This window comes from Mesorhizobium sp. IMUNJ 23033 (assembly GCF_044778005.1).
Taxonomy (GTDB): domain Bacteria; phylum Pseudomonadota; class Alphaproteobacteria; order Rhizobiales; family Rhizobiaceae; genus Mesorhizobium; species Mesorhizobium amorphae_A.
Genome location: NZ_JBJACT010000049.1, coordinates 1 through 19,192, shown reverse-complemented (window position 1 = coordinate 19,192; position 19,192 = coordinate 1). Strand labels below are relative to the sequence as shown.

The window sequence follows — 19,192 nt, the reverse complement described above, 5'->3', positions numbered from 1 at the left end:
TATCCAATGTTGTGCATTACTGACAGGTAAGAGTTCCCAAGCTAGAATTGTCACTGCTTCCTCTAAAAAAACGCGAGATGCAGGATGTCGCGTCCAGAATTTCCGGTCGATGAGCTGACCAAGTCGTTTTCTAAAGACGACGCTGACGCCGTGCGCTTGGTGCTAGATGCCGTACCGCATCCGATATTCGTGAAGGATGATCAATCCCGCTTCGTCGTGCTCAACCGAAGCATGTGCGACTTTATGGGACAATCCTATCAGGATCTGGCCGGCAAGTCGGACTATGATTTCGTCCCGAAAGAACAGGCGGACGTGTTCCGGCGGATCGATCGCTTGGTGCTGGAAACCGGCAAAATCAATGAGAATGAGGAGTTCGTTCAGGGGCCTGATGGGAAACTGCGCACACTCGTGACGCGGAAGGCACGAGCGTCGTTGCCGAACGGCGCCCGCTTCGTGGTCGGCTGCATTTCGGACATCACCCGGCTGAAGCAGCACGAAGCCTCGCTGCAACTCCTGTTCGAGGAAAACCCGGTTCCGATGTGGGTGTTCGAGAGAAGCAGCTTGCGCTTTCTGGACGTCAACCACTCAGCCATTGAGCATTATGGCTACACGCGCGAACAGTTCCTTTCGAAGTCCATACTCGACATCAGGCCGCAGGAAGACATCGAGGCCTTCCTGCAGGTCGTTGGGACGGGCCAGGGTTCATACCGCACCGGGCGCACCTGGCGCCATATCAAGGCGGACGGCAGCCTGATCGATATCGTCGCCTATTCCAAGTCGATCGATTATGACGGCCGCTCGGCGTTCATGGTTGCAGCTATAGACATAACCGAGCGCAAGCGGGCGGAAGACCACCTGCGCCGCACCAGGGAGTTCCTGGACACGGTCATCGAAAACATTCCGGTCATGCTGTTCGCCAAGGAGGCGAGCCAGCACCGTTATGTCCTGATGAACCGGGCGGGTGAGGAATTGCTTGGCATACCGCGTGATGAGCTGATCGGCAAGACTGACTCGCAGCTGTTTCCGCCAAAAGAGGCCGAGGCCTTCCGCACCCGTGATCAGGAGGCATTGCGTTCCAACTCCGTCCAAATTGCCGCGGAGGAGAAGTTCCCAACGCGGCACAAAGGCGTACGCGATCTCATTACACGACGGCTGGCTGTCGAAAGCCACGATGGCAAATCGAAATTCGTGCTTGCGGTGGCCGAGGATGTCACCGAGCGCAAGCGCGATGCGGCGCGGATCGCCCATTTGGCCACGCACGATGCGCTGACCGATCTGCCCAACCGGACGGCACTCGTTGAGCGGCTGGAGTTTACGCTCGAGCGGGCGACATCCGGTCGGGAATCCTTCACGATCATGCGCATCGACGTCGACGGCTTCAAGGATGTGAACGACGTTTACGGGCCGGCAATGGCAGACGCGCTGCTTCGCCAAGTGGCGATGCGGCTGGCGGCCACTACCGACAACAACTTCCTCGCCCGCACCGGCGGCGGCGAGTTCACCATTATCATCAGCGAGGGCCCGCATCCGGCAACATCTGTGGCACTTGCTGATCGCCTGCTAGCAACGATTGCTGAGGTGTTCGATGTCGAGGGCCGCGCACTACGCGTTGGGCTGAGTATTGGTATCGCCCTCTTCCCTAACGACGCGGCCGACATCACGGCTCTCCTGAGCAATGCCCGCGCAGCGCTCGACCGAGCCCGAGCCGATGGGCACGGGGTGTTTCGAATGTTCGAGGCCGACATGGATCGGAAGCTGCGCGAACGCCGTGCGCTTGAGCAGGACTTGCGCGCGGCGCTGGAAAACGGCGAGCTGTTCCTGCATTACCAGCCACAGGCGAACACGTCCGGCGAGATCGTCGGATTCGAAGCGCTGGTCCGGTGGTCCCACAGGGACCGAGGAATGATCCCCCCTGCAGAGTTTATTCCGCTGGCCGAAGAGAGCGGGTTGATCGTGGCCATCGGAGAGTGGGTGCTGCGGGAGGCGTGCAGGGAGGCGGCGTCGTGGGCGAAGGCGGTCCAGATCGGCGTCAATCTGTCTCCGGTACAGTTTCGCCAGGGCGATCTTCCAGGTCTGGTGCACTCGATCCTGCTTGAGACGGGGCTCGCCGCCAAGCGGCTCGAGCTAGAAGTAACGGAGAGCGTGCTGTTCGACGACCTTTCGCGAGCGAGCTCGATCCTAAGGCGACTGAAATCGATCGGCGTGAAGATCGCCTTGGACGACTTCGGGACCGGTTATTCATCGCTCTCCTATCTTCAGTCTTTTCCCTTCGACAAGATCAAGATCGACAAGTCATTCGTTAAGATGGTTGAGGAGCACCCGCATTCGGCGGCCATCATTCGCGCCATCGTTGGGTTGGGCCGAGGCCTCTCCATGCACATCATTGCAGAGGGCGTCGAAACACTTGAGCAACTGAATTTTCTGAGTGACGAGGGCTGCAACGCGCTTCAGGGCTATCTGATCGGACGCCCTTATCCGATCGAGGCATACGCGAAGGAGGTCGGCAGGGCCGCAGCCATGCCGAGGGCGGCGAACCGACGCCGCAGGCGGCAGTAGCACGGAGCGCTGCGATTAGGCTGCTTTGAGGCGGTTTCGTTTTGCACCAGTTGCCACGCCGGCAGTCGAGGAAGCCGGCTCTGCGGGATCCCGGCGGCGCGCGCAAGCACGTCGGCCAAACTTAGCCAGCGGAAGGACGTCTTTGAGCTTCGCCATCGTGATCCGCGTCGTCACGGCGGCCGTGATGTTTTCGACCTCTGACATAGTAGCCCGAGGCGCGACAGTGACAGCGTCGCGCCAATTGGTTAAATTGGTCGACTAGGCTTTGGATTTATTGCCTGGTGGCTTTGCCACTTCCTGTGGCTTTCGCCCAAGACCGGTCTTCTTCGCCAAAGCCGAGCGAGTCGCCGCATAGCTCGGTGCAACCATTGGATAATCAGACGGCAGACCCCACTTCGCACGATATTCGTCAGGGGAAAGCCCGTAGCTCGTGCGCAGATGCCGTCTCAGCGACTTGAATTTCTTACCGTCTTCCAGCGAGATGAGGAAATCCGGTGTTACGGATTTCCTGATCGGAACCGCCGGCTTCAACGGCTCTGCCGCCGGTTGGGACTGCGCACCGGTCTGCAGTAAGGCCAACGATTGGTGAACCTGGCCAATTACAGAAGGCAATTCGCCGACAGGGACGGGATTGTTCGACACATATGCCGAGACAATGTCCGCCGTTAGCTCAATGAGCGAGTCGTTAGTTTTCTCGTCAGCCAACGTTCTTTCTCCTAAAGGGATAAATTGCACAAAACCGAGATAAAGAGTTCAGTCGACATCTGCAACCGCCGCCGCAATGTTCTGTTGCTGCTGGCAGGTATGTCTTCGCCGCAAGGCTGGTGTAGCGACTCAACAGCTTGAGTAATCGCTTCTCGTCACGCTTGTAGAAGGACCTAGCTAGAAATTCAATTGTGCAATGCCCATCATTCCTGCTGGCTCAGCCTGAGGGCGGCTTTTCCATGACCAACAAATCTATAGGTGTGCGCTTTCCAAAATGACACAAAACGGCCCGCTCCGTTTTCTGGAGCGGGCCTTTGCTTGCGCGGTACTCAAACTTTGCCGCTAAACCAAAGATGGCAGCGAATGGTAAAGACCGAGTGAATGTCAGATACCATATCGGTTACCGCCGTAGCGGCGTTCAAGCGCGTTCGCTATTTGCTCGCACGGAGTTCACCCCTAACGAAGGTGGAGACGGAGGCGCCTTCCTTCTGCATCCACCACCGTGACAGGGGCCCCATGGTCGGTGTATCTGGTGCAAGGACATCGTGGACTATGAAGTCAGGCGTCTCGTCCGTCGTGCGTTGCGAATCCTCACTACTCCCTCCCAATCAGCGCTGGTCTGCCATTGGAGGACGACCGGGAAGGCCCTACCTCCCATCGCTCTCAGGCGTAACCATACGCTCGAAATGGGACTGCGGCGACCGGCGTTCCAGGAGCTTGGTCGACCCGGATGATCGGCGCTTTTGCTAGAGCACGACTAGGCGATTCCCTTCGCCCTCCTGTCGCTCAAATCCCTATTGTTAAGGATATAAAGCATGTCATCGGCCTCTATAAGCTTCAAGCCAACCATCAAGACGCCGTCGAGAGTGGCCGGCTGCCCGGTGAACACGTCGATGATCGACCAGAGGCCATGGTGGGCTCTTTGCATGTCGTAGCGCTTGGTCATTGCCTCAATCCACTGCGGGAGCGACCGTTAGCCAGCACATCGCATCCGGCGCGGAACTGTCAATCCCAGGTTTTCTGGAAGCAGATGTCCCGATGCCAGTTCAGGTGTTGGAGAGGATTGGAATTTCAGCAGGAAGCGAGGACCGGGCTTTGAGCGACTTCGAACATTGCGCCATCCCCTCAGCGCCTGGACTGTCCCAACGCCAATATGATCTGGATCAGGATCAGTGCGCCTCGACCCAGCTGTATTTCGGCCCCCTTGCCGGACCTCTGATGAATGCGTGGAATTGAACGGCTGTCGCCATTTTGCGAAGCACATTCGGCGCGGCCGGCCGATGGTGATCGGCTATGCACTGAGGCGGTATATGAATTCCACCGCCACCCCGGCTCTGACAGGGTCGAGTTCAGGCGAAATGCTTCGGTCGCACCATCAGGTTTTTTGGCGGGTGGCCCAAGTCCTGATTAACCCTGACGCCGAGATTACCGGCCATCGGCCAGTCGCATCGCTATGAAGCTGCGAACAGCCTGATGGCAAGAGCCTACTCTCAACACGTTGCTAGGGCCTATTTGCGGGCTTCCAACTCGGATTGCCTCAGGCATTGAGACCGATTCATCCGCAATTAGTACGTTTAGACCACTATGCAGCAGCTTTCAGTCTGCGAGCGAGCCGTCTTTGCTATGTTGTTCCGGGCGTGAAGTGGAGGAACTCTGCTTGGTCGCGAAAGTGCAGGAGCAGTATGGCGTTGGTCGCCACCAGCACCGTCGCCCGGGATCGGCCAGAATGGCGGGCAATAGGCCGGTGGCGCCGATTATGGTTATCGCCAGGAACACGGCGTTCAGCCCAAACGCCACAGTGATGTTCTACTTAATGTTGGCCGCCGCGTCAGTGGCTTCTAGCGCCACATCGATGCCACTCCCCGCCCATGGCGATCCTGACATCGGCCGCAGCAAACGCGGGTGCGTCGATGATGCAGTCCCCAAGCCACGCCGTGACCTCATGACCACCCTTCGAATTGCGCATGAGATTGACGTCGGAAGCATTACCCGACTTCCGCTCGGTCGCTGTCACGCTTTCTCAATTTGGGCGCTTCTGGCGCCCGCTGAAGAAAAGCTATAGCGAACTCGCAATTCGCAGCTTCATCGACCGCGGGGAGCCGCTGCTTTTCTGCGCCAAGGCTCGATTTTGCACACCAGCGTGCGATCTTCCCGGCGCTTCGATCCGCTTCGCTTCTGCCGGATTCGGCGGCAGTATCGTGAAAAGACATGCAACGCGGCGGGACTACGCCGTGAACGGACATTGGCTCTGCTTCGCGAAGAACTGGAACTGTGAGACGCTAGCTTAGCTAACGGAAAAGTCGAGATTGCCGGTCGTGCTACGAGGTATAAACAGAGCATTCTTGCACTCGCAACGGGCGGATAATGGCGCTCTGGGCTTGCATAAGGGTTAGCTGCTTATCCGAGGACCTTAGTCCGGTACTGGAATATTGCTTCAGACCACCGAGTGCGGCGTCCTTGCCGTCTTGAAGGCTTTCGCGGTCGCCCCTCCTGCCAGGTTCCAGAACGATCGGGTAGCCGCGCATAAACGTTTTCTTCATGAATAGGTACGAATGTTCTCGGGCTAGGCGTTTGATGACACTCTCGTTTGGCAAATAGGCCCGGTGTCCTCGGTGGTTTGTGGACACCGGGCACAGTTCCCAAAAATGAGAGTTACAACGGCCGCACAGACGCCCGGTCTGGCTCGTCGGCAACTATGGCTTTCGAGGCCAGCCCTCAAAGTGCAGTGTGCGCTAGCCAAATGGACGAAAGCGCATCTGCTCGAAGGTTCGTATCATACCATGTCGGCCGGAGGGCTTTGCTTTGCCGGCGCGTCGCGCCAGCGCAGCCCGTTCCTGATCACGAAGATGATGCCGCTGACGACACGACGATCATCGACCCTCGGCACACCATGCGACAGCAGGAAATGCGGCTCGATCCGGCGCATCTGCGGCCTCCGACAACCAAATCAGATCACTCACGGCAGCGCCTCCTCGCGCCGCCATTGAATCAACCGATAACCACCTCCGCAAGCCGCTTAATAGGTCCTGAGCCCAGCACCCCCTGACATGTTCTGGCTATGGTTGCACGGCGCGTGGTGACAAAACGCGGTGACCTCCAATATTGCGAGGTTTAGAATCGCTAACAAAGGGCCGGCTTGACTTCCGACGCTCGCAATATCTAATTCCCGTTGGAAGCGGCGTTCTTACGGCAGATGGCTCCAAAATGGGGGGTACACCTGATGTTGAAGCGTCATCAACTCGCTGCCTTGTGGCCTTCTGATCCGCAGATATGCCAGCGCGTGTTCGACCGGCTCTGTGTCGAGCGGCATTTCGAACGCGGTAGCGCGGAAGCACGGGATCTCGCCACGATGGTCCTCTTTCTCTTTCAAGACGGCCACACAGAGGAAGCAGGCCTTTTGGGTACGGCCTCTGCCGCTTTCTATTTCCCCACTCCCTCGGCGAACGCTGCGGGGGGAAAAGCTTTGCTCGGGCGCAGAAATTAGTGGGAAAAAATCTGGCCCGGATCGAAAAGCCAGACCGCGCACGGCTAGAGATGGGCGCCGGTAGACAGGCAAGCTTTGGGGACTTCCTTCAACCGGCGCTCACCTGGCGCGCACCGCACCTGTGTCGGTGCAGAAAGCGATCGATAAGCTTCGATTCCGAAGGGCGCACCATGTCTATCTCATCGCCGTTGCCGTGCTTCGGAGCAAGCCGCCACCAATCATCCTTCGCGGCCTCGAGCATCATTTGCCAACGGTAAATCGAGAGGGTCGAGACGAACCCATCGTGCCCGATCGCGCCGCTCAGCTTGAGAGCCTCTATGAACTGCGCATCTGCCACGCCGCGTGCTGCCTCATCCAGCAGTTGGAACATTGCCTTTCGCCATGTGGTCGGATTTTTATGGATGAACGATTCAGCTCTCGAACGGTCCTCAACAGCCCGGAGCACCAGGTAGCGTGCTGCGGCAATCCGAATGCCGTTCCTCACTTGAAAGTCGACGTGCTCGCTTCTACCCATACATGTGCAGTCTTTCCGCGCGAACTCAACATCTTCTGCAGGAATTGCAACACAACATCCCTCAGAAAGCAATCTCGGTCGCCTTCTCGCTTCCGTTCGGCAAGATGGAGGTCAGCTATCAGGTGCAGTTCGACGGGAAAGCCAACAACGATTGCCAGCCGCGATCACGTCAGCCGCAGACAACCAGGTCAGCGTGATTGCTGCGGTCGTCGACGCGCTCGGAAAGCACTTGGCGATACATGAGGTCGCGAGGGGACAGGACTTCTGGCAGTCAGGTACTTGCTGCCTCTGGCCCGAAGGGCACGGCATGCCGTCAGACAAGGATGCCATATCCGCCATTGTCGTCGCACAGGATTCGGCAACCATCATAGCCGCAGCAGACGTGTCACCATCGGCACGGTCAGAAGGCTCAAAACAGCCAAAACGTCAGCAGACGGGGCAATAGGGTCCGGAACTTCACACAGGCTCTATGGCATATGGTGCAGTGCAAGAAATGAGCCTTGAGCGCTCACGTTTCCGTCAGGTGATGCGATCAATCGCCCAAGCGTCTGCCGCGGGCATGACCTACGTGCCCGTCGATTCCCCCGGACACGGCTACTTCTCAACGACTTCGTAGCCGCTCTTTTTCCAATCGATCATTCCGCCCGATAGATGCGATACTTGGCTGAAGCCGAGTTGCGTCAGTTCCCGCGCTGCTATCTCGCTCATACGCCCGCTTCGGCAATACAGCACGATCTTTGCGGCCCTATCCTTCGGCGGTTCGTCGGTTGATTTCACTTTTTTCCGGTTCCATTTCGCTGCCTCCATATTCCTGGGTAGCTTTACTTCAATGCGTGGCGGCGAGAACCGAACGTCCCAAACTGCCTCCACGCACCGCTGCAGAGGGATTTCAAGCTTCCCCGCAATCCAGTCACGCTGCATTCAGATGAATCACCCGCATGACGGCAATGACTTTCCCGGGGTTCGTGGCCCCTCCTTTGTGCTGGCCTTGCCGAGCAATTGAACGGCTATAGATAGCTCTCGCCTCTCAACTGGCCAATTGGCTGCCGAAATGCATGACCGGACACTCGACGTGAAAGGCCAATCTGATGAGGTACCTTATTGCGGCAATAGTGGTTGTTATCGGCACATGGGCGTCGGTCGCTGCTGATACGTCTGGAAGCATCGTCGTCGAACGCGCCTGGGCGAGAGCCAGCCTCAAGGGCGCATCGCCGCCTATCTGACCCTTGTCAACAACGGATCGGAGAGCGACGGGCTAATTGACGCGTCGAGCTCGGTTGCTGAAAATGTTCAGTTTCATGAGGAGAAAATCGAAAATGGCATAGCGACTGGAGGCGATTGAAGTGCCGCCTGGCGCATCGGTGAGGCTCAAGCCGGACGGCATTCACTTGATGATGCAGCTCAAACGACAGCTTCAGCTGGGTGAAGCCTTCCTCAGGAGATTGAAGCCCGGAGACTGCGCCCCCATCGACGTGACCCAGCGGTTACGTTCGCACAGGATCAGCGGCATCCTTTCGGGCAAAACCCCAAGGGTGATCCGATTGCGAGGAGAGCCTTATGGCAAGCAGTCTTTGCAACGCGAAAGCTCCCAGTCCGGATAAAAGGCCGATAGCGACCGCCGTCATCGTCACTATCGGCTGTGAAATAGCGACGTCCGGGCTGGGCAGCAGCCATTCCGGCACGATCCTGTGGAACAGGTAGATGTGATAGCTGGCGGCGGCGATCGGCAAGACCATTTGCGCCAGCCTGGCCGGCAATGCGATGCGCCGCGCATAGACGAGGACGAGAACGGCGCCGAACACCGAGGCGAATTTCACCCATGAGCCGAGCCAATTGCCCCCCATCCAGGCGAGCACCGGGCATAGCAGAGCCACGATCACGACCATTGTCAGTCGCTTCCGCCAAGAGGTGGCGAAGTGCACGCACCAGCCAAGGGCCGTGAGGTAGAAGACGTCGGGCAAAGTGAAGATCTGCGGGCCGCCGATGTTCCAGAGAAGGGGAACGAGGACCTTGGTCACCGTTGCGAACGCAAGCAGGATCAATCCGAAGGCAAATGGATGGCTTCCGGCAAAGGCGCGCAGTTTCGGGATCCCGAACATGGCGGCCCAGACAAGCAAGAGCTGAACATAGGCTTCCACGAACCAGTAGAGATACGGCATCATGTGCGGTGGCTGGACGAAGCCAAGATTGCCGATCAGCAAGAAGGACGGCCACAGGATCTCACCCTGGGCGAGCGAAAACCCCGCCACGATCGGCAGGTAGGGTACCAGCACAAGTGCCAGCGGGCGCAACACGCCGATAACGTCGCCGGCGAGCAGTCTGTGTCGCTGGAAACGCGCCATGCTGTATCCCACCAGCATGACCAGGATCGCCGCGCCGCCGGGGATCGGCCAGAGCGAGGCGTGATGGATTACCACCATCAGGGTGGCGACGGCGCGCAGGACAAGTTGGCTGTCGACCGATTGACGCTCGCTAGGCTGCTCGCCGGCGCGGCAGAGCTCGGCAATCCGCATGGTCTCCCAACCCGGCGGAGCGCTGCCAAGTTCGCGTTCCAGGGCAAGCGACAGCTGGACGTAGAGCAGGGAGTCGCCGCCCAGGCTTTCGAATGTGTCGTCGACGCCGACATGTCTCGGATAAAAGGCGCTTGCAAAGGCCGCGAGCACGCCGGCGCGGGGCGGCGGGCGCAAGGCCTGAAGGCGAGCACGCAGCGAAGCATAGTCGACCTTGCCCGAAGCGAGGCGCGGCAGGGATTGCGTCCTTTCGACCTCGAGATGCGGCCGCGGCAAGCCGGTTGCCGCCATCAAGACAGGCAGCACCTGTTCATCTGCGTGTTCGGATGTCACCACCGCCAGGATGCGATCATCGTCACCCACGACGGCGGCCGCGATCCCGGCTTCGTCGAGCGCGGCCTCGATCGCTTCGTGGCTCAGGCGCAGGCCCGCAATCTTCGACATTCGCTTCAGCCGGCCGATCACCGTGAAGAAGCCATCTTCGCCCCTTGTGGCGATATCGCCGGTACGCAGCTCGGCGATCCCGGCTCCCTTTGCGAGATCGGAACGTTGGCTGGCGTAGCCCATCATCACGTTCGGTCCGCTGTAAAGGAGTTCTCCAGGTGCACCTTGTTGCTCTACCGAATTGCCGGCGTCATCCACCAGCCGCAGCGAACCACCCGGGATCGCGATGCCGATGGACCCGACATTGCCTTCCAATCGGTGCGGAGGGACGTAGGCGATCCGGGCCGTCGCTTCGGTCTGCCCGTACATCATGAAAAAGCGTTTTTGTCGATCGGCGAGATGGCGGTGGAACGTCGTGGCAAGATCCGGTGGCATGCGTCCTCCGGCAACCGTCATGAAACGCAGCGCGGGCAATTCGTGCCGCAGGAAACCTGCCCGATCCATCTGCTCGAACGAGTAGGGGACGCCGCTGATGTTGGTGCAGCCGGCATGGCGAAGCTCCTCTACGAAGTCTGCATCCGATGCACCCCTGCGGGGGAAGTAGATGCTCGCTCCCGCGATCAGATGCGAGTTCAGGACCGAGAGCCCGTAGGAGTAGTGGAACGGCAGGATGAGTGCCGCCCGATCCCGCTCCTCAAGGTCGAGATAGCTGGCGATGGAGTTGGCATTGGCCTGGACCGAGCCAGCCGACAATCGGACATATCGGCTCTTGCCGGTGCTGCCCGAGGTGCCGAGCAGCAGCGCCAGATCGGCATGCAGGGCACCATTTGGATTGGCGGATCCCATCATGCAGCGGAAGCGGCCGTCCACTGGCCGGCATACGCCATCGGGCGAGAAATCCGCAACGAAGTCATCCAGCACCGACGGCTTGCATGGTGGCAACAATGCCACGGCGTGGCCGCCATGCAGAGCCGCCAGATAGGCGATGACTGCATGTTCGCTTGGCTCCGCGACCACGGCGACCAGGCGCTTTTCGCTACCGAAGCTGGCGGCCTGCGCCGTCACGCGGCGGGCAAGCTCGCGGTACGAGATGGGCTCGCGACCGGGGAAAATCAGCGCAGGACTGGCGCCGAAGCTCTCAAACCGTTCCGTGAATCCCATCTTCCCAAATCCGCGATCGAGTCGTCGGTGGCGCCCCGAGGCGCAGTTTGGAAAGGCGCTACTACATTACTTGATTAAAAACATCATATTTTCGGGAAATCTTGGAGATCAGCTGTGGATTGGATGGCCCCGGCCGCATGGCTTTGTCGGAGGCATGGTGGCCAGTTTGGCCAGTTCCGTATTCGCGCCGCCCAGGCGGCTCCCTAACACCACCTGGCGGAAAATCCATCTTCGTGACCACTACCAACCGTAGCTGAGGGTAGCGCCGCTGCTACCATTGCCGTTCTGGTCGACATTGGCATTGGTGTTCCGTCCGAACTGGAAAATGCCGTAAGCGTTGTCGCTGCCGTTTTGCTGCAGGGTGGCGGAATGACTGTTGCCCTTCTGCTTGATGATGCCCACATTGCCGCGCCCGTTCTGGGCGATGCCAGCCGCGTTGCCGTGTCCGGACTGACGGATGCTGGCACCGTGCAGGCCGCGATACAGCGAATAAAAGCGCAGACCGGTCGCTAAGGCGCTTCCGTCGCGCGCGTTGGCCGGGGCATAGGTCACCGAGACCGAACCTCCTGCGAAAGCCGGTGCGGACAGCGGCGGCTGGCCGATGCTGCCGGCAAGGAGAGCGACAGTAAGGGTCTTGAACATATTGCGGGTCATCCTGGTTCTCCATTTTCCGGTTGCCTCAGCCCATAGCCAAGCTTCTCATTTTGGCGGCTGAACCTTGCCGGAATCCGGCGTTCAGATTGCATTCAGCCGCCCTTTTCATGGCTGGCTTGCACATAAATGGGGGCCGATCGCCCGACGCCCTTTTGGCAAACTCGGCCGGTGCGAATCAGGTCGCACCGCCGATCCGGTCGGTGCAGCCGATACTCTTGCCGTCGACAGTGACCTCAAGCCTGGCGTCATAGACCGCGCCCTTCGCGTTGAGCATGACGGCGCCGAGCGTGGCAGGCCTGCCGGGCGCAGCGCTGAAGGCACCACCCTGCTCGATATTGGTGCCGCCAGTCTGTCCGGCGCTTTCGACATGGAAGGAATAGGTGCCGCTCACCTTTCTGTCCGCATAGGCGAGCGCCTCCAGCGAGACCATGTCGCCGTCTGGCGTGACGCGGATTTCGCAGCGCGCTGGCCCGACGGACTGGTCGGCGGTGGCAATGGTTGCCAAAGCGCCGGCCGGGATCAGGGCCAGGGCGAGGGCAGCCATGACGCGGCGGGGATACTTGATGATGCGTGGCATGGTTCTTCTCCTGGCATTGGCTAGCGGCCGCGGACTTTTCCGCGACCGCCTGGCCGGTGGTTCGCTTACGGGCAGGCCTGGACGAAGGCGGCGACGTTGCCGCTGCCGCCTTGGCTGACATTGGCATCGCAGCCGTGGCCAACCTGCACGCCGGCAGCGATATTGCCATTGCCGTCCTGGGTCAGGATGGTCGTGTGGTTGGAGCCGAACTGGCCAACGCCGGCCACGTTGCGGTTGCCGTTCTGGTAGGTGGCGCCGTAGTTGCCGACGCCGTCCTGGCCGATGGCCGAAAGGTTGTGGCGGCCGTGCTGCCGGCCGATCACCTTGTTGAACCGGCCGTTCTGGTACACACGGATGCGGTTTCTGAAGCCGTTCTGGGCGCCGCCAGCCGAGTTCGACCAGCCATGTTGCTCGATGCTCACGTCGTTAGCCATGGCCGGGGCTGCGGCGGTAATGCCGACAAGGGCGGTGAGCGCCGTTGCGATGAAAGAATTACGGATCATGAGAGCGTCTCCTTAGGCGGACGGGACCGCGGGTTGAACGGCTTCTTTCTAGGAGATGCCGATCGAACCGACGCTGAAGGCAGCGTTCAACCTGGGTTCAGGGTCGTGGCGGCTGGCCGGTCGAGCACGAAGTCGACGTCCGTCAATTATCGGAAAATCAAACGAAAGAGCGGTTTTGCATCATGCTCTTCAAAGTCGCGGCGCGAGCGGGTGGTCGTCGGATGCGAACTGAGAATAGGCATCTGCGAACATTACCAGGCCGAGCATCGACCTGCCCGCTCCTAACGCCAATCTTGCATTCGCCCACCGTCGGCGCCTCCCATCCCCACCCGTCGTGTGACTTGCTGAACCGCCGAGCGGCCAAAATTTGAGGAGCTTTGAAGCCGTCATGCGCCTTTGGAGCGACCGAGGTTCCCGCGGCGCAGGCCGATACCGTCGTGGCTACCATTGCCGCAGCTTCCGTTGTGGCGGGTTTCGCTCCATGTTCCCGCCCGATGTCCGGAAAGACGGCCCTTCAACTCAACGCCGCTGCCATCACCGCTCGCTGGCATGTGCCGTCTTTTTGAACATGACGCCGCGCTCGTCGAGGGACATCCACACTGTCGACAGGACGGCCCGTCGTACTCGGCTGCCGGTCGTTCGGCGATCCCGAGCAGCAGAATTGGGACGTGCGCTGCTAACAGTGACCCGTAAACTAGCTTCGCCTGGATCAGCGACTTACGGATTCGCAAGCTTTACCGACCGGGCCTGGCCCTTCTTCAGCGCAGTCTTTCGCGATGGCAAGGAGCGCAAGAAAGTGAGCCCACGCTAGGGCATTTTTTCGCTCGCCTTGGCCAAGAGATCAGCAATCTATGAAACAGGCCGCGCCATCGGCCGGCCTCATCTTCGCCAAGGTCCCAAACTACTCGGCGCCGGGGCTTCGATAGGAGTGACTTTGATGATCAGAATTTTTGTCGCAGCCGGCGCCCTTGCGTTAGTCGGTTCCTTCGGCGCCCCGGCAAAGGCACAAGAGACGTTCCACGGTTACGATTGCACGGATGACTGCTCGGGCCACGAGGCCGGCTACGATTGGGCGGCAAGGAACGACATCACCGACGAGCGGGATTGCGATGGAGATAGCCAATCCTTCAACGAAGGCTGCCAAGCGTACGTTGAAGAGCAAACGGACGATGCGACTCGGAACAGCCACTCCGACGATGAAACCAACGACGAGGATAGCGACGAATAGGGATCCAAGTCGCTTGCCGCCTCCTCTGACGATCCATGGGCCTCAATCTCGGGTGGAAAGCGTCCGGGGCGCGACCCACCGGAACATTCTCCATGGCGACGACCGCCGCGCCATATGCGCGGACGAGTTTCGCATAATGGAGAAAAGCCTCCTCGCCCTCCTTCATTGAGATGGAATTGACCAGCGGCTTGCCCTGCACGCATTTCAGCCCGGCCTCGATGATCTCCCATTTCGAGCTGTCGATCATGACCGGCACCCGGGCGATGTCCGGCTCTGCGGCGATCAGGTTGAGATACTCGACCATCGCCTTCTTCGAGTCGATCAGGCCTTCGTCCATGTTGATGTCAATCATCTGCGCGCCGTTGGCGACCTGATCGCGCGCGACATCGAGGGCGGCGGCGTAGTTGCCGGCGGTGATCAGTTTCCTGAATTTAGCCGAACCGGTGACGTTGGTGCGCTCGCCGACATTGACGAAGGGAATTTCCTTGGTGAGCGTGAGGGGTTCCAGACCCGACAGGCGCATTTTCCGCTCGATCTCCGGAATGGGGCGAGGAGGGTACTTTTTCACGGCTTCGGCAATGGCACGGATGTGGTCCGGCGTCGATCCGCAGCAGCCTCCTACCACATTGACCAGACCCTCGCGCGCAAACCCTTCGATTTGCGCGGCCATGTAGTCCGAGCTCTCGTCGTAGCGGCCGAATTCGTTGGGCAAGCCGGCATTTGGATAGGCGCAGGTGAAGGTGTTGGCGACACTGGAAATCTCGGCGAGATGTGCACGCATGGCGTTGGCGCCGAGCGCGCAGTTGAGGCCGACCGTGAACGGACTGGCGTGGCGGATCGAATGCCAGAAGGCCGTCGGTGTCTGGCCCGACAGCGTGCGGCCCGACAGGTCGGTGATCGTGCCCGAGATCATGACTGGAAGATGCACGCCCTTTTCGAGGAAGATTTCGGTGCAGGCGAAGATCGCCGCTTTGGCGTTCAGCGTGTCGAAGATCGTCTCGATCAGGATGATGTCGGCGCCGCCGTCGATTAGGCCGCGTAACTGCTCGCCATAGGCGATGCGCAGATCGTCGAAGCTGACGGCACGATAGCCGGGGTTGTTGACATCCGGCGACATCGAGGCGGTGCGGTTGGTCGGTCCCAGCGCGCCGGCGACGAAGCGGCGCTTGCCGTCCTCCTGTTGGGCGCGAATGCACGCCCGCCGCACCAGACGGGCTCCGTCCCGGTTCAGATCATAGACCGCGTCCTCCATGCCGTAATCGGCCTGAGCGATCGAGGTCGAGGAGAAGGTGTTGGTTTCGATGATGTCCGCGCCGGCGATGGCGTACTGGTAGTGGATCTCCTCGATCGCCTTCGGTTGCGTCAGGATCAAAAGATCGTTGTTGCCTTGCTGGTGGCAGGCGCAGCCGACGAACGTGTCGCCGCGGAACTGTTCCTCGTTGAAGCCAAGCCCCTGGATCTGCGTGCCCATCGCGCCGTCGAGAATGAGGATTCGTTCGCGCGCGGCCGATTCCAAGGCAGAACCGATCTCCGATTCATCCGCCTTGGCGACTATGGGTCCGAAAAGGGAATTCAAGGGTGATTCAGAATGCACCGCAGTGAGCCTCGCCTTCCAAGATCATATCTGTGACATAAACATATCTTTATGTCAAAATATGATTTGCTCACCGTAGCCATTGATACGCGACCCATCTCCGCAATTCCGTCAGGGCGCGCAAGCTGGTGGTGGTGCCGGACGCTATGTGGAGGGCCAGCTCAATCTGTAGGAACGGGCGGCTTTAGGTCGACTACTCATCTCGGTACTTGGGAGTTCATTAGGAATAATCTCTTTGCCGGTTCCAGACCGCACATATGCGACTTTGGCGCACATATATCGTCGCTGAAATGACCGATCGCGTCGCAGGTACCGGCATTTCGCGCTAGCTAGGGCATTCTCGATCAATCGCTCAGACTATCCCGTTCGCAGGTCGTTACCGCCATTTGCCGCACCGTCGACCAAGGGCCTTTCCAGTCCTCAAATAGCTGCGCTATGTGGGGCTGCTCGCCTGATGGATAAACCGTCGTGCGTTTACATCGGCCTCAAGAACTAACCCGCGACAATCGAGACGTCCGGCTGCAGGAGGACATCGACGAAGTGGTCGAAGCGATGCGCGCCGCTGGCGGCGAAGCCGGCGCGCTGATCCCGCGGCATATCTTGCCGAGTTCCTAACTAGCGAAACTGCGGCTCGCGCGACGCTCAAGCTAACCAAAGACGCACGCAAAGCCGCAACGACGGCGATTTCATCGGGCAAGCCTTCACATTGCTCGAGGTTGAAGACTGTGAAGCGTTTGAGGAAGGGGATCGATTGGGCTTCCTCGCCTGTCTCTCGAGTGCGCTTCTTCTCATCGTTGGGGACAAAGCGATCGGCATAGACGACGGTGGTGCCACGCTCGCCTTTGCGGACGTTCCCACCGAGTGCGAGAGCCTGGGCGAAACGTCAGCCAGCTCTGGCCGGGGACGCCGTATTCGATCACTGCGCCCCAGAGGATGAGCACATTCACACCGGAATAGGCACGGCCGGTGGCGGCGTTCTTTGGAAGTCCGACCGGCGCCTTCGCCGCCGCCGTCCCGCAGGGCTGAACCCAGGGCGCTCGGCTCCCAGTTCGGCGATGATCTTGTTGGTGATGTCGTCGTAAAGGCTCGACCGATCGGAACGCGCTCTGCGATCATATCTGGCCATCGGGATTGCTCCGCGACGGACGCCGGAAGTCTCTCTTCCAGCGCTCAACCCGTCACGGAAACCCGGCCGAACTCTCATTCTAGGGGGCGTTGCGGGGCCTCCCCTGTCGAAGGGAGGGGTGTGCCCGAGGCGCCGGTTAAGGGAAGGCTTCCCCCACCAAACACTCCTTCGGGCATCCGCAGACGGGGTGCTAATCGCCACACCTTAGGATACTAATCGACACCCCATTGACCCCTAATAAACACCATCCATACTCCTGATCTCCTCCCCGGCTGGAATCAGCATGTACGAGCGATTTATCGAGCAACGCGATCGACGTCATCCTTATGATCGTCGTTCGGCACGGTCTGGTAGAGAATTGCCAGCGCATCAACTCGTCCCGCGAGTCGGTCGAAGCCCTTGCGACTAGATGCCGTCATGTTTCGCGCCTGTTTCGCGCCTCCAGCCTGATAAGTGCCGCTACCATCTGAAGTTTGCTCTTCATCCGGCGCTGGAAATTCCTCCCCCTGCAGATGCTCAGAAGCAAAACACGCGTTATATGATAGGAACATCTATTACATCAGTTTCGAATGCGCGCATTTATTTGGATTATTGGCTGCGAAACTAAAAGGCCCCGGCGCTTGGTCGATGCGCTGGGGCCTTTAGGGATGTACGAACTACCAGCATGTCCCGCTTATGATCGTGCGCTAATATAGTGAAAAAATAGTGAATGACCGCGATCCAGCCGTCCGGGGCTCTTACGGGCTGGGTTTGGTCCGCATAGCATTGATCAGCTTCACTCGCAGCCCGGAGGAGCCGGGCCGAGCACTGCGCGTCTGGGAGACGCGCGCCGCCTGCGATCACGACGGATGGCTGCCGACATTTGCTTGTCAGCGATGCGCCGCACTAGTGGGCGGCGCGATGTCTTTTCCTCGCTAGAATAGCGATCGGACAAGTTCATCGTACATCTTGAGAGCCGAACTCCGCTTCGTTTGAAGCGTACGCTGCGCTCGCGCCGCCCTTTTGAACGCAAGAAAGGCAACCTCAGGTTTGCAACCTCCCTCTCTCGCAGCTGCGAGGAGGCAGATGCCTCTTTGAATGTATGCTTTTCCTTGTTCTCCCATCGTCCGCCAAGGGCTTTCTCGGCCTCACAGATCGAGGAAACCAACATCAAGCGCCCATCTGCAAATCGAATTCTGATCGGAAGAAAAGCACTCATGCGTGGGAATGTCCTCCACAATGACCGGGCAAAACGCGAGCATAGCCAAATGGTTGCAATAGCCGGGTCGTTCGGACGGGTCGGCCGGAAGGCAGCGAGGTTTTCGGCCATGCGAGGAATGCAACCGACCGGTCTTCGCTCCTTATTGGCCGCCAGGGGATGAAACACCACCATTTCGACGAAGCGGCGGCTGAACAGGGCTGGCGGGCTCGGGTTTTGCGTCGGTGCTTTTCGTCGAGCGCTTGTAGAAAAGCCCGAATGCCAGCAGGAAATATCCAACCTGCAATACAAGCAGCGCGAGGACGGTCCAGGCGAGCGCCTTCCAGAAGGAACCCGTCGCTATGTAAGTCCACACCGCCACAATGGCCGACGTTGTGAACATCCCTACCAGGAACTGCGGAAAATACATCGCACTACCCGGGACAGAATTGAAGGTGCAACTAATTTAGCGACAGCTAAATTAAGAAGGCGAGTAATTTTTGGCGTCAGGCGGCGCGCGTTTCGAGGTATCTAGATTTGGAACGCCATCCACGAGGCCATCGAAATGAACCTGACCGCTTCCTCCTGGCAATTCTGGGCGCTGCTATCAGCGACTTTCGCCGCGCTGACGGCGATTTTCGCCAAGGTTGGGATCGAGAACATCAATTCCGATTTCGCGACCTTAATCCGCACGGCCATCATCCTGATCGTGCTCGCGGCCGTTCTCGCCGCCAGCGGCCAGTTCCAGCCGCTGAGATCAATCTCCGGAAAAACCTGGCTGTTCCTGGGCCTCTCCGCATTGGCCACCGGCGCCTCTTGGCTCTGCTATTTTCGTGCGCTGAAAATCGGCAACGCGGCCCAGGTAGCGCCTATCGACAAGCTAAGCGTCGTGCTTGTGGCGGTGTTTGGCGCGATCTTTCTCGGGGAGCGGCTCTCCGGATCGAACTGGCTTGGCGTCGCCCTTATCGCGGCGGGGGCGGTGCCGGTCGCCTATCGGGGGTAGCGGGCCGCAGCCGCCC

The 19,192-nt window shown here is 59.5% G+C and carries 14 protein-coding genes and 3 pseudogenes; 4 read left to right on the top strand and 13 right to left on the bottom strand.

What is annotated here, in order from left to right:
* The first annotated feature begins 84 nt into the window (after nt 1-84).
* Nucleotides 85-2,556, top strand: coding sequence for an EAL domain-containing protein (locus ACFX5Q_RS32630; RefSeq protein ID WP_404284401.1), 2,472 nt, complete (start codon nt 85-87; stop codon nt 2,554-2,556).
* A gap of 258 nt (nt 2,557-2,814) precedes the next feature.
* Here the strand turns inward: ACFX5Q_RS32630 and ACFX5Q_RS32625 are convergent, their stop codons facing one another.
* Together ACFX5Q_RS32625 and ACFX5Q_RS32620 are read right to left on the bottom strand one after the other, a co-directional pair.
* Nucleotides 2,815-3,261 (bottom strand): MucR family transcriptional regulator, encoded by a 447-nt coding sequence (locus ACFX5Q_RS32625; protein WP_404284399.1) that lies wholly within the window; start codon nt 3,259-3,261, stop codon nt 2,815-2,817.
* Nucleotides 3,262-4,018: 757 nt separating this feature from the next.
* Nucleotides 4,019-4,207, bottom strand: coding sequence for a hypothetical protein (locus tag ACFX5Q_RS32620; RefSeq protein ID WP_404284398.1), 189 nt, complete (start codon nt 4,205-4,207; stop codon nt 4,019-4,021).
* A gap of 1,018 nt (nt 4,208-5,225) precedes the next feature.
* Here ACFX5Q_RS32620 and ACFX5Q_RS32615 point away from each other — a divergent pair.
* Nucleotides 5,226-5,549: a hypothetical protein gene (locus ACFX5Q_RS32615; protein WP_404284396.1), complete on the top strand. Its 324-nt coding sequence runs from the start codon at nt 5,226-5,228 to the stop codon at nt 5,547-5,549.
* A gap of 503 nt (nt 5,550-6,052) precedes the next feature.
* Here the strand turns inward: ACFX5Q_RS32615 and ACFX5Q_RS32610 are convergent.
* The 3 genes and pseudogenes from ACFX5Q_RS32610 to ACFX5Q_RS32600 form a co-directional block, all read right to left on the bottom strand.
* Nucleotides 6,053-6,221 (bottom strand): annotated as a pseudogene (locus ACFX5Q_RS32610) (transposase); the annotation flags it as partial.
* Between the two features lie 612 nt (nt 6,222-6,833).
* Nucleotides 6,834-7,115 carry a hypothetical protein gene (locus tag ACFX5Q_RS32605; RefSeq protein ID WP_192177421.1) on the bottom strand — a complete coding sequence of 94 codons (282 nt, stop codon included), beginning with the start codon at nt 7,113-7,115 and terminating at the stop codon, nt 6,834-6,836.
* A gap of 738 nt (nt 7,116-7,853) precedes the next feature.
* Nucleotides 7,854-8,180, bottom strand: coding sequence for a rhodanese-like domain-containing protein (locus ACFX5Q_RS32600; protein WP_192177420.1), 327 nt, complete (start codon nt 8,178-8,180; stop codon nt 7,854-7,856).
* Nucleotides 8,181-8,439: 259 nt separating this feature from the next.
* Between ACFX5Q_RS32600 and ACFX5Q_RS32595 the strand changes: the two genes are divergently transcribed.
* On the top strand, nt 8,440-8,601 hold the full coding sequence (locus ACFX5Q_RS32595; RefSeq protein ID WP_404284413.1) for a copper chaperone PCu(A)C: 162 nt from the start codon (nt 8,440-8,442) through the stop codon (nt 8,599-8,601).
* A gap of 142 nt (nt 8,602-8,743) precedes the next feature.
* Here ACFX5Q_RS32595 and ACFX5Q_RS32590 read toward each other — a convergent pair whose 3' ends face one another.
* From ACFX5Q_RS32590 to ACFX5Q_RS32555, 8 genes and pseudogenes are all read right to left on the bottom strand, one after another.
* Nucleotides 8,744-11,314 (bottom strand): AMP-binding protein, encoded by a 2,571-nt coding sequence (locus ACFX5Q_RS32590; RefSeq protein WP_404284394.1) that lies wholly within the window; start codon nt 11,312-11,314, stop codon nt 8,744-8,746.
* 240 nt (nt 11,315-11,554) lie between these two features.
* Complete coding sequence (locus ACFX5Q_RS32585; RefSeq protein WP_404284392.1) at nt 11,555-11,968, bottom strand: curlin; 414 nt, start codon at nt 11,966-11,968, stop codon at nt 11,555-11,557.
* Between the two features lie 175 nt (nt 11,969-12,143).
* The gene (csgH, locus tag ACFX5Q_RS32580; protein WP_192177416.1) at nt 12,144-12,545 is read right to left on the bottom strand and encodes a curli-like amyloid fiber formation chaperone CsgH; all 402 of its coding nucleotides are present in this window, start codon (nt 12,543-12,545) and stop codon (nt 12,144-12,146) included.
* 65 nt (nt 12,546-12,610) lie between these two features.
* Complete coding sequence (locus ACFX5Q_RS32575; RefSeq protein WP_404284390.1) at nt 12,611-13,048, bottom strand: curlin; 438 nt, start codon at nt 13,046-13,048, stop codon at nt 12,611-12,613.
* A gap of 1,295 nt (nt 13,049-14,343) precedes the next feature.
* Nucleotides 14,344-15,870, bottom strand: a pseudogene (locus tag ACFX5Q_RS32570) (homocysteine S-methyltransferase family protein); the annotation flags it as partial.
* A gap of 670 nt (nt 15,871-16,540) precedes the next feature.
* Nucleotides 16,541-16,996: pseudogene (locus tag ACFX5Q_RS32565) on the bottom strand (ArdC-like ssDNA-binding domain-containing protein); the annotation flags it as partial.
* Nucleotides 16,997-17,292: 296 nt separating this feature from the next.
* Complete coding sequence (locus tag ACFX5Q_RS32560) at nt 17,293-17,547, bottom strand: hypothetical protein (RefSeq protein ID WP_404284389.1); 255 nt, start codon at nt 17,545-17,547, stop codon at nt 17,293-17,295.
* Nucleotides 17,548-18,336: 789 nt separating this feature from the next.
* Nucleotides 18,337-18,603, bottom strand: a complete 267-nt coding sequence (locus ACFX5Q_RS32555) for an exopolysaccharide production repressor protein (RefSeq protein WP_404284387.1) — start codon at nt 18,601-18,603, stop codon at nt 18,337-18,339.
* Between the two features lie 135 nt (nt 18,604-18,738).
* Between ACFX5Q_RS32555 and ACFX5Q_RS32550 the strand changes: the two genes are divergently transcribed.
* On the top strand, nt 18,739-19,176 hold the full coding sequence (locus ACFX5Q_RS32550) for an EamA family transporter (RefSeq protein ID WP_404284386.1): 438 nt from the start codon (nt 18,739-18,741) through the stop codon (nt 19,174-19,176).
* Nucleotides 19,177-19,192: the final 16 nt, after the last annotated feature.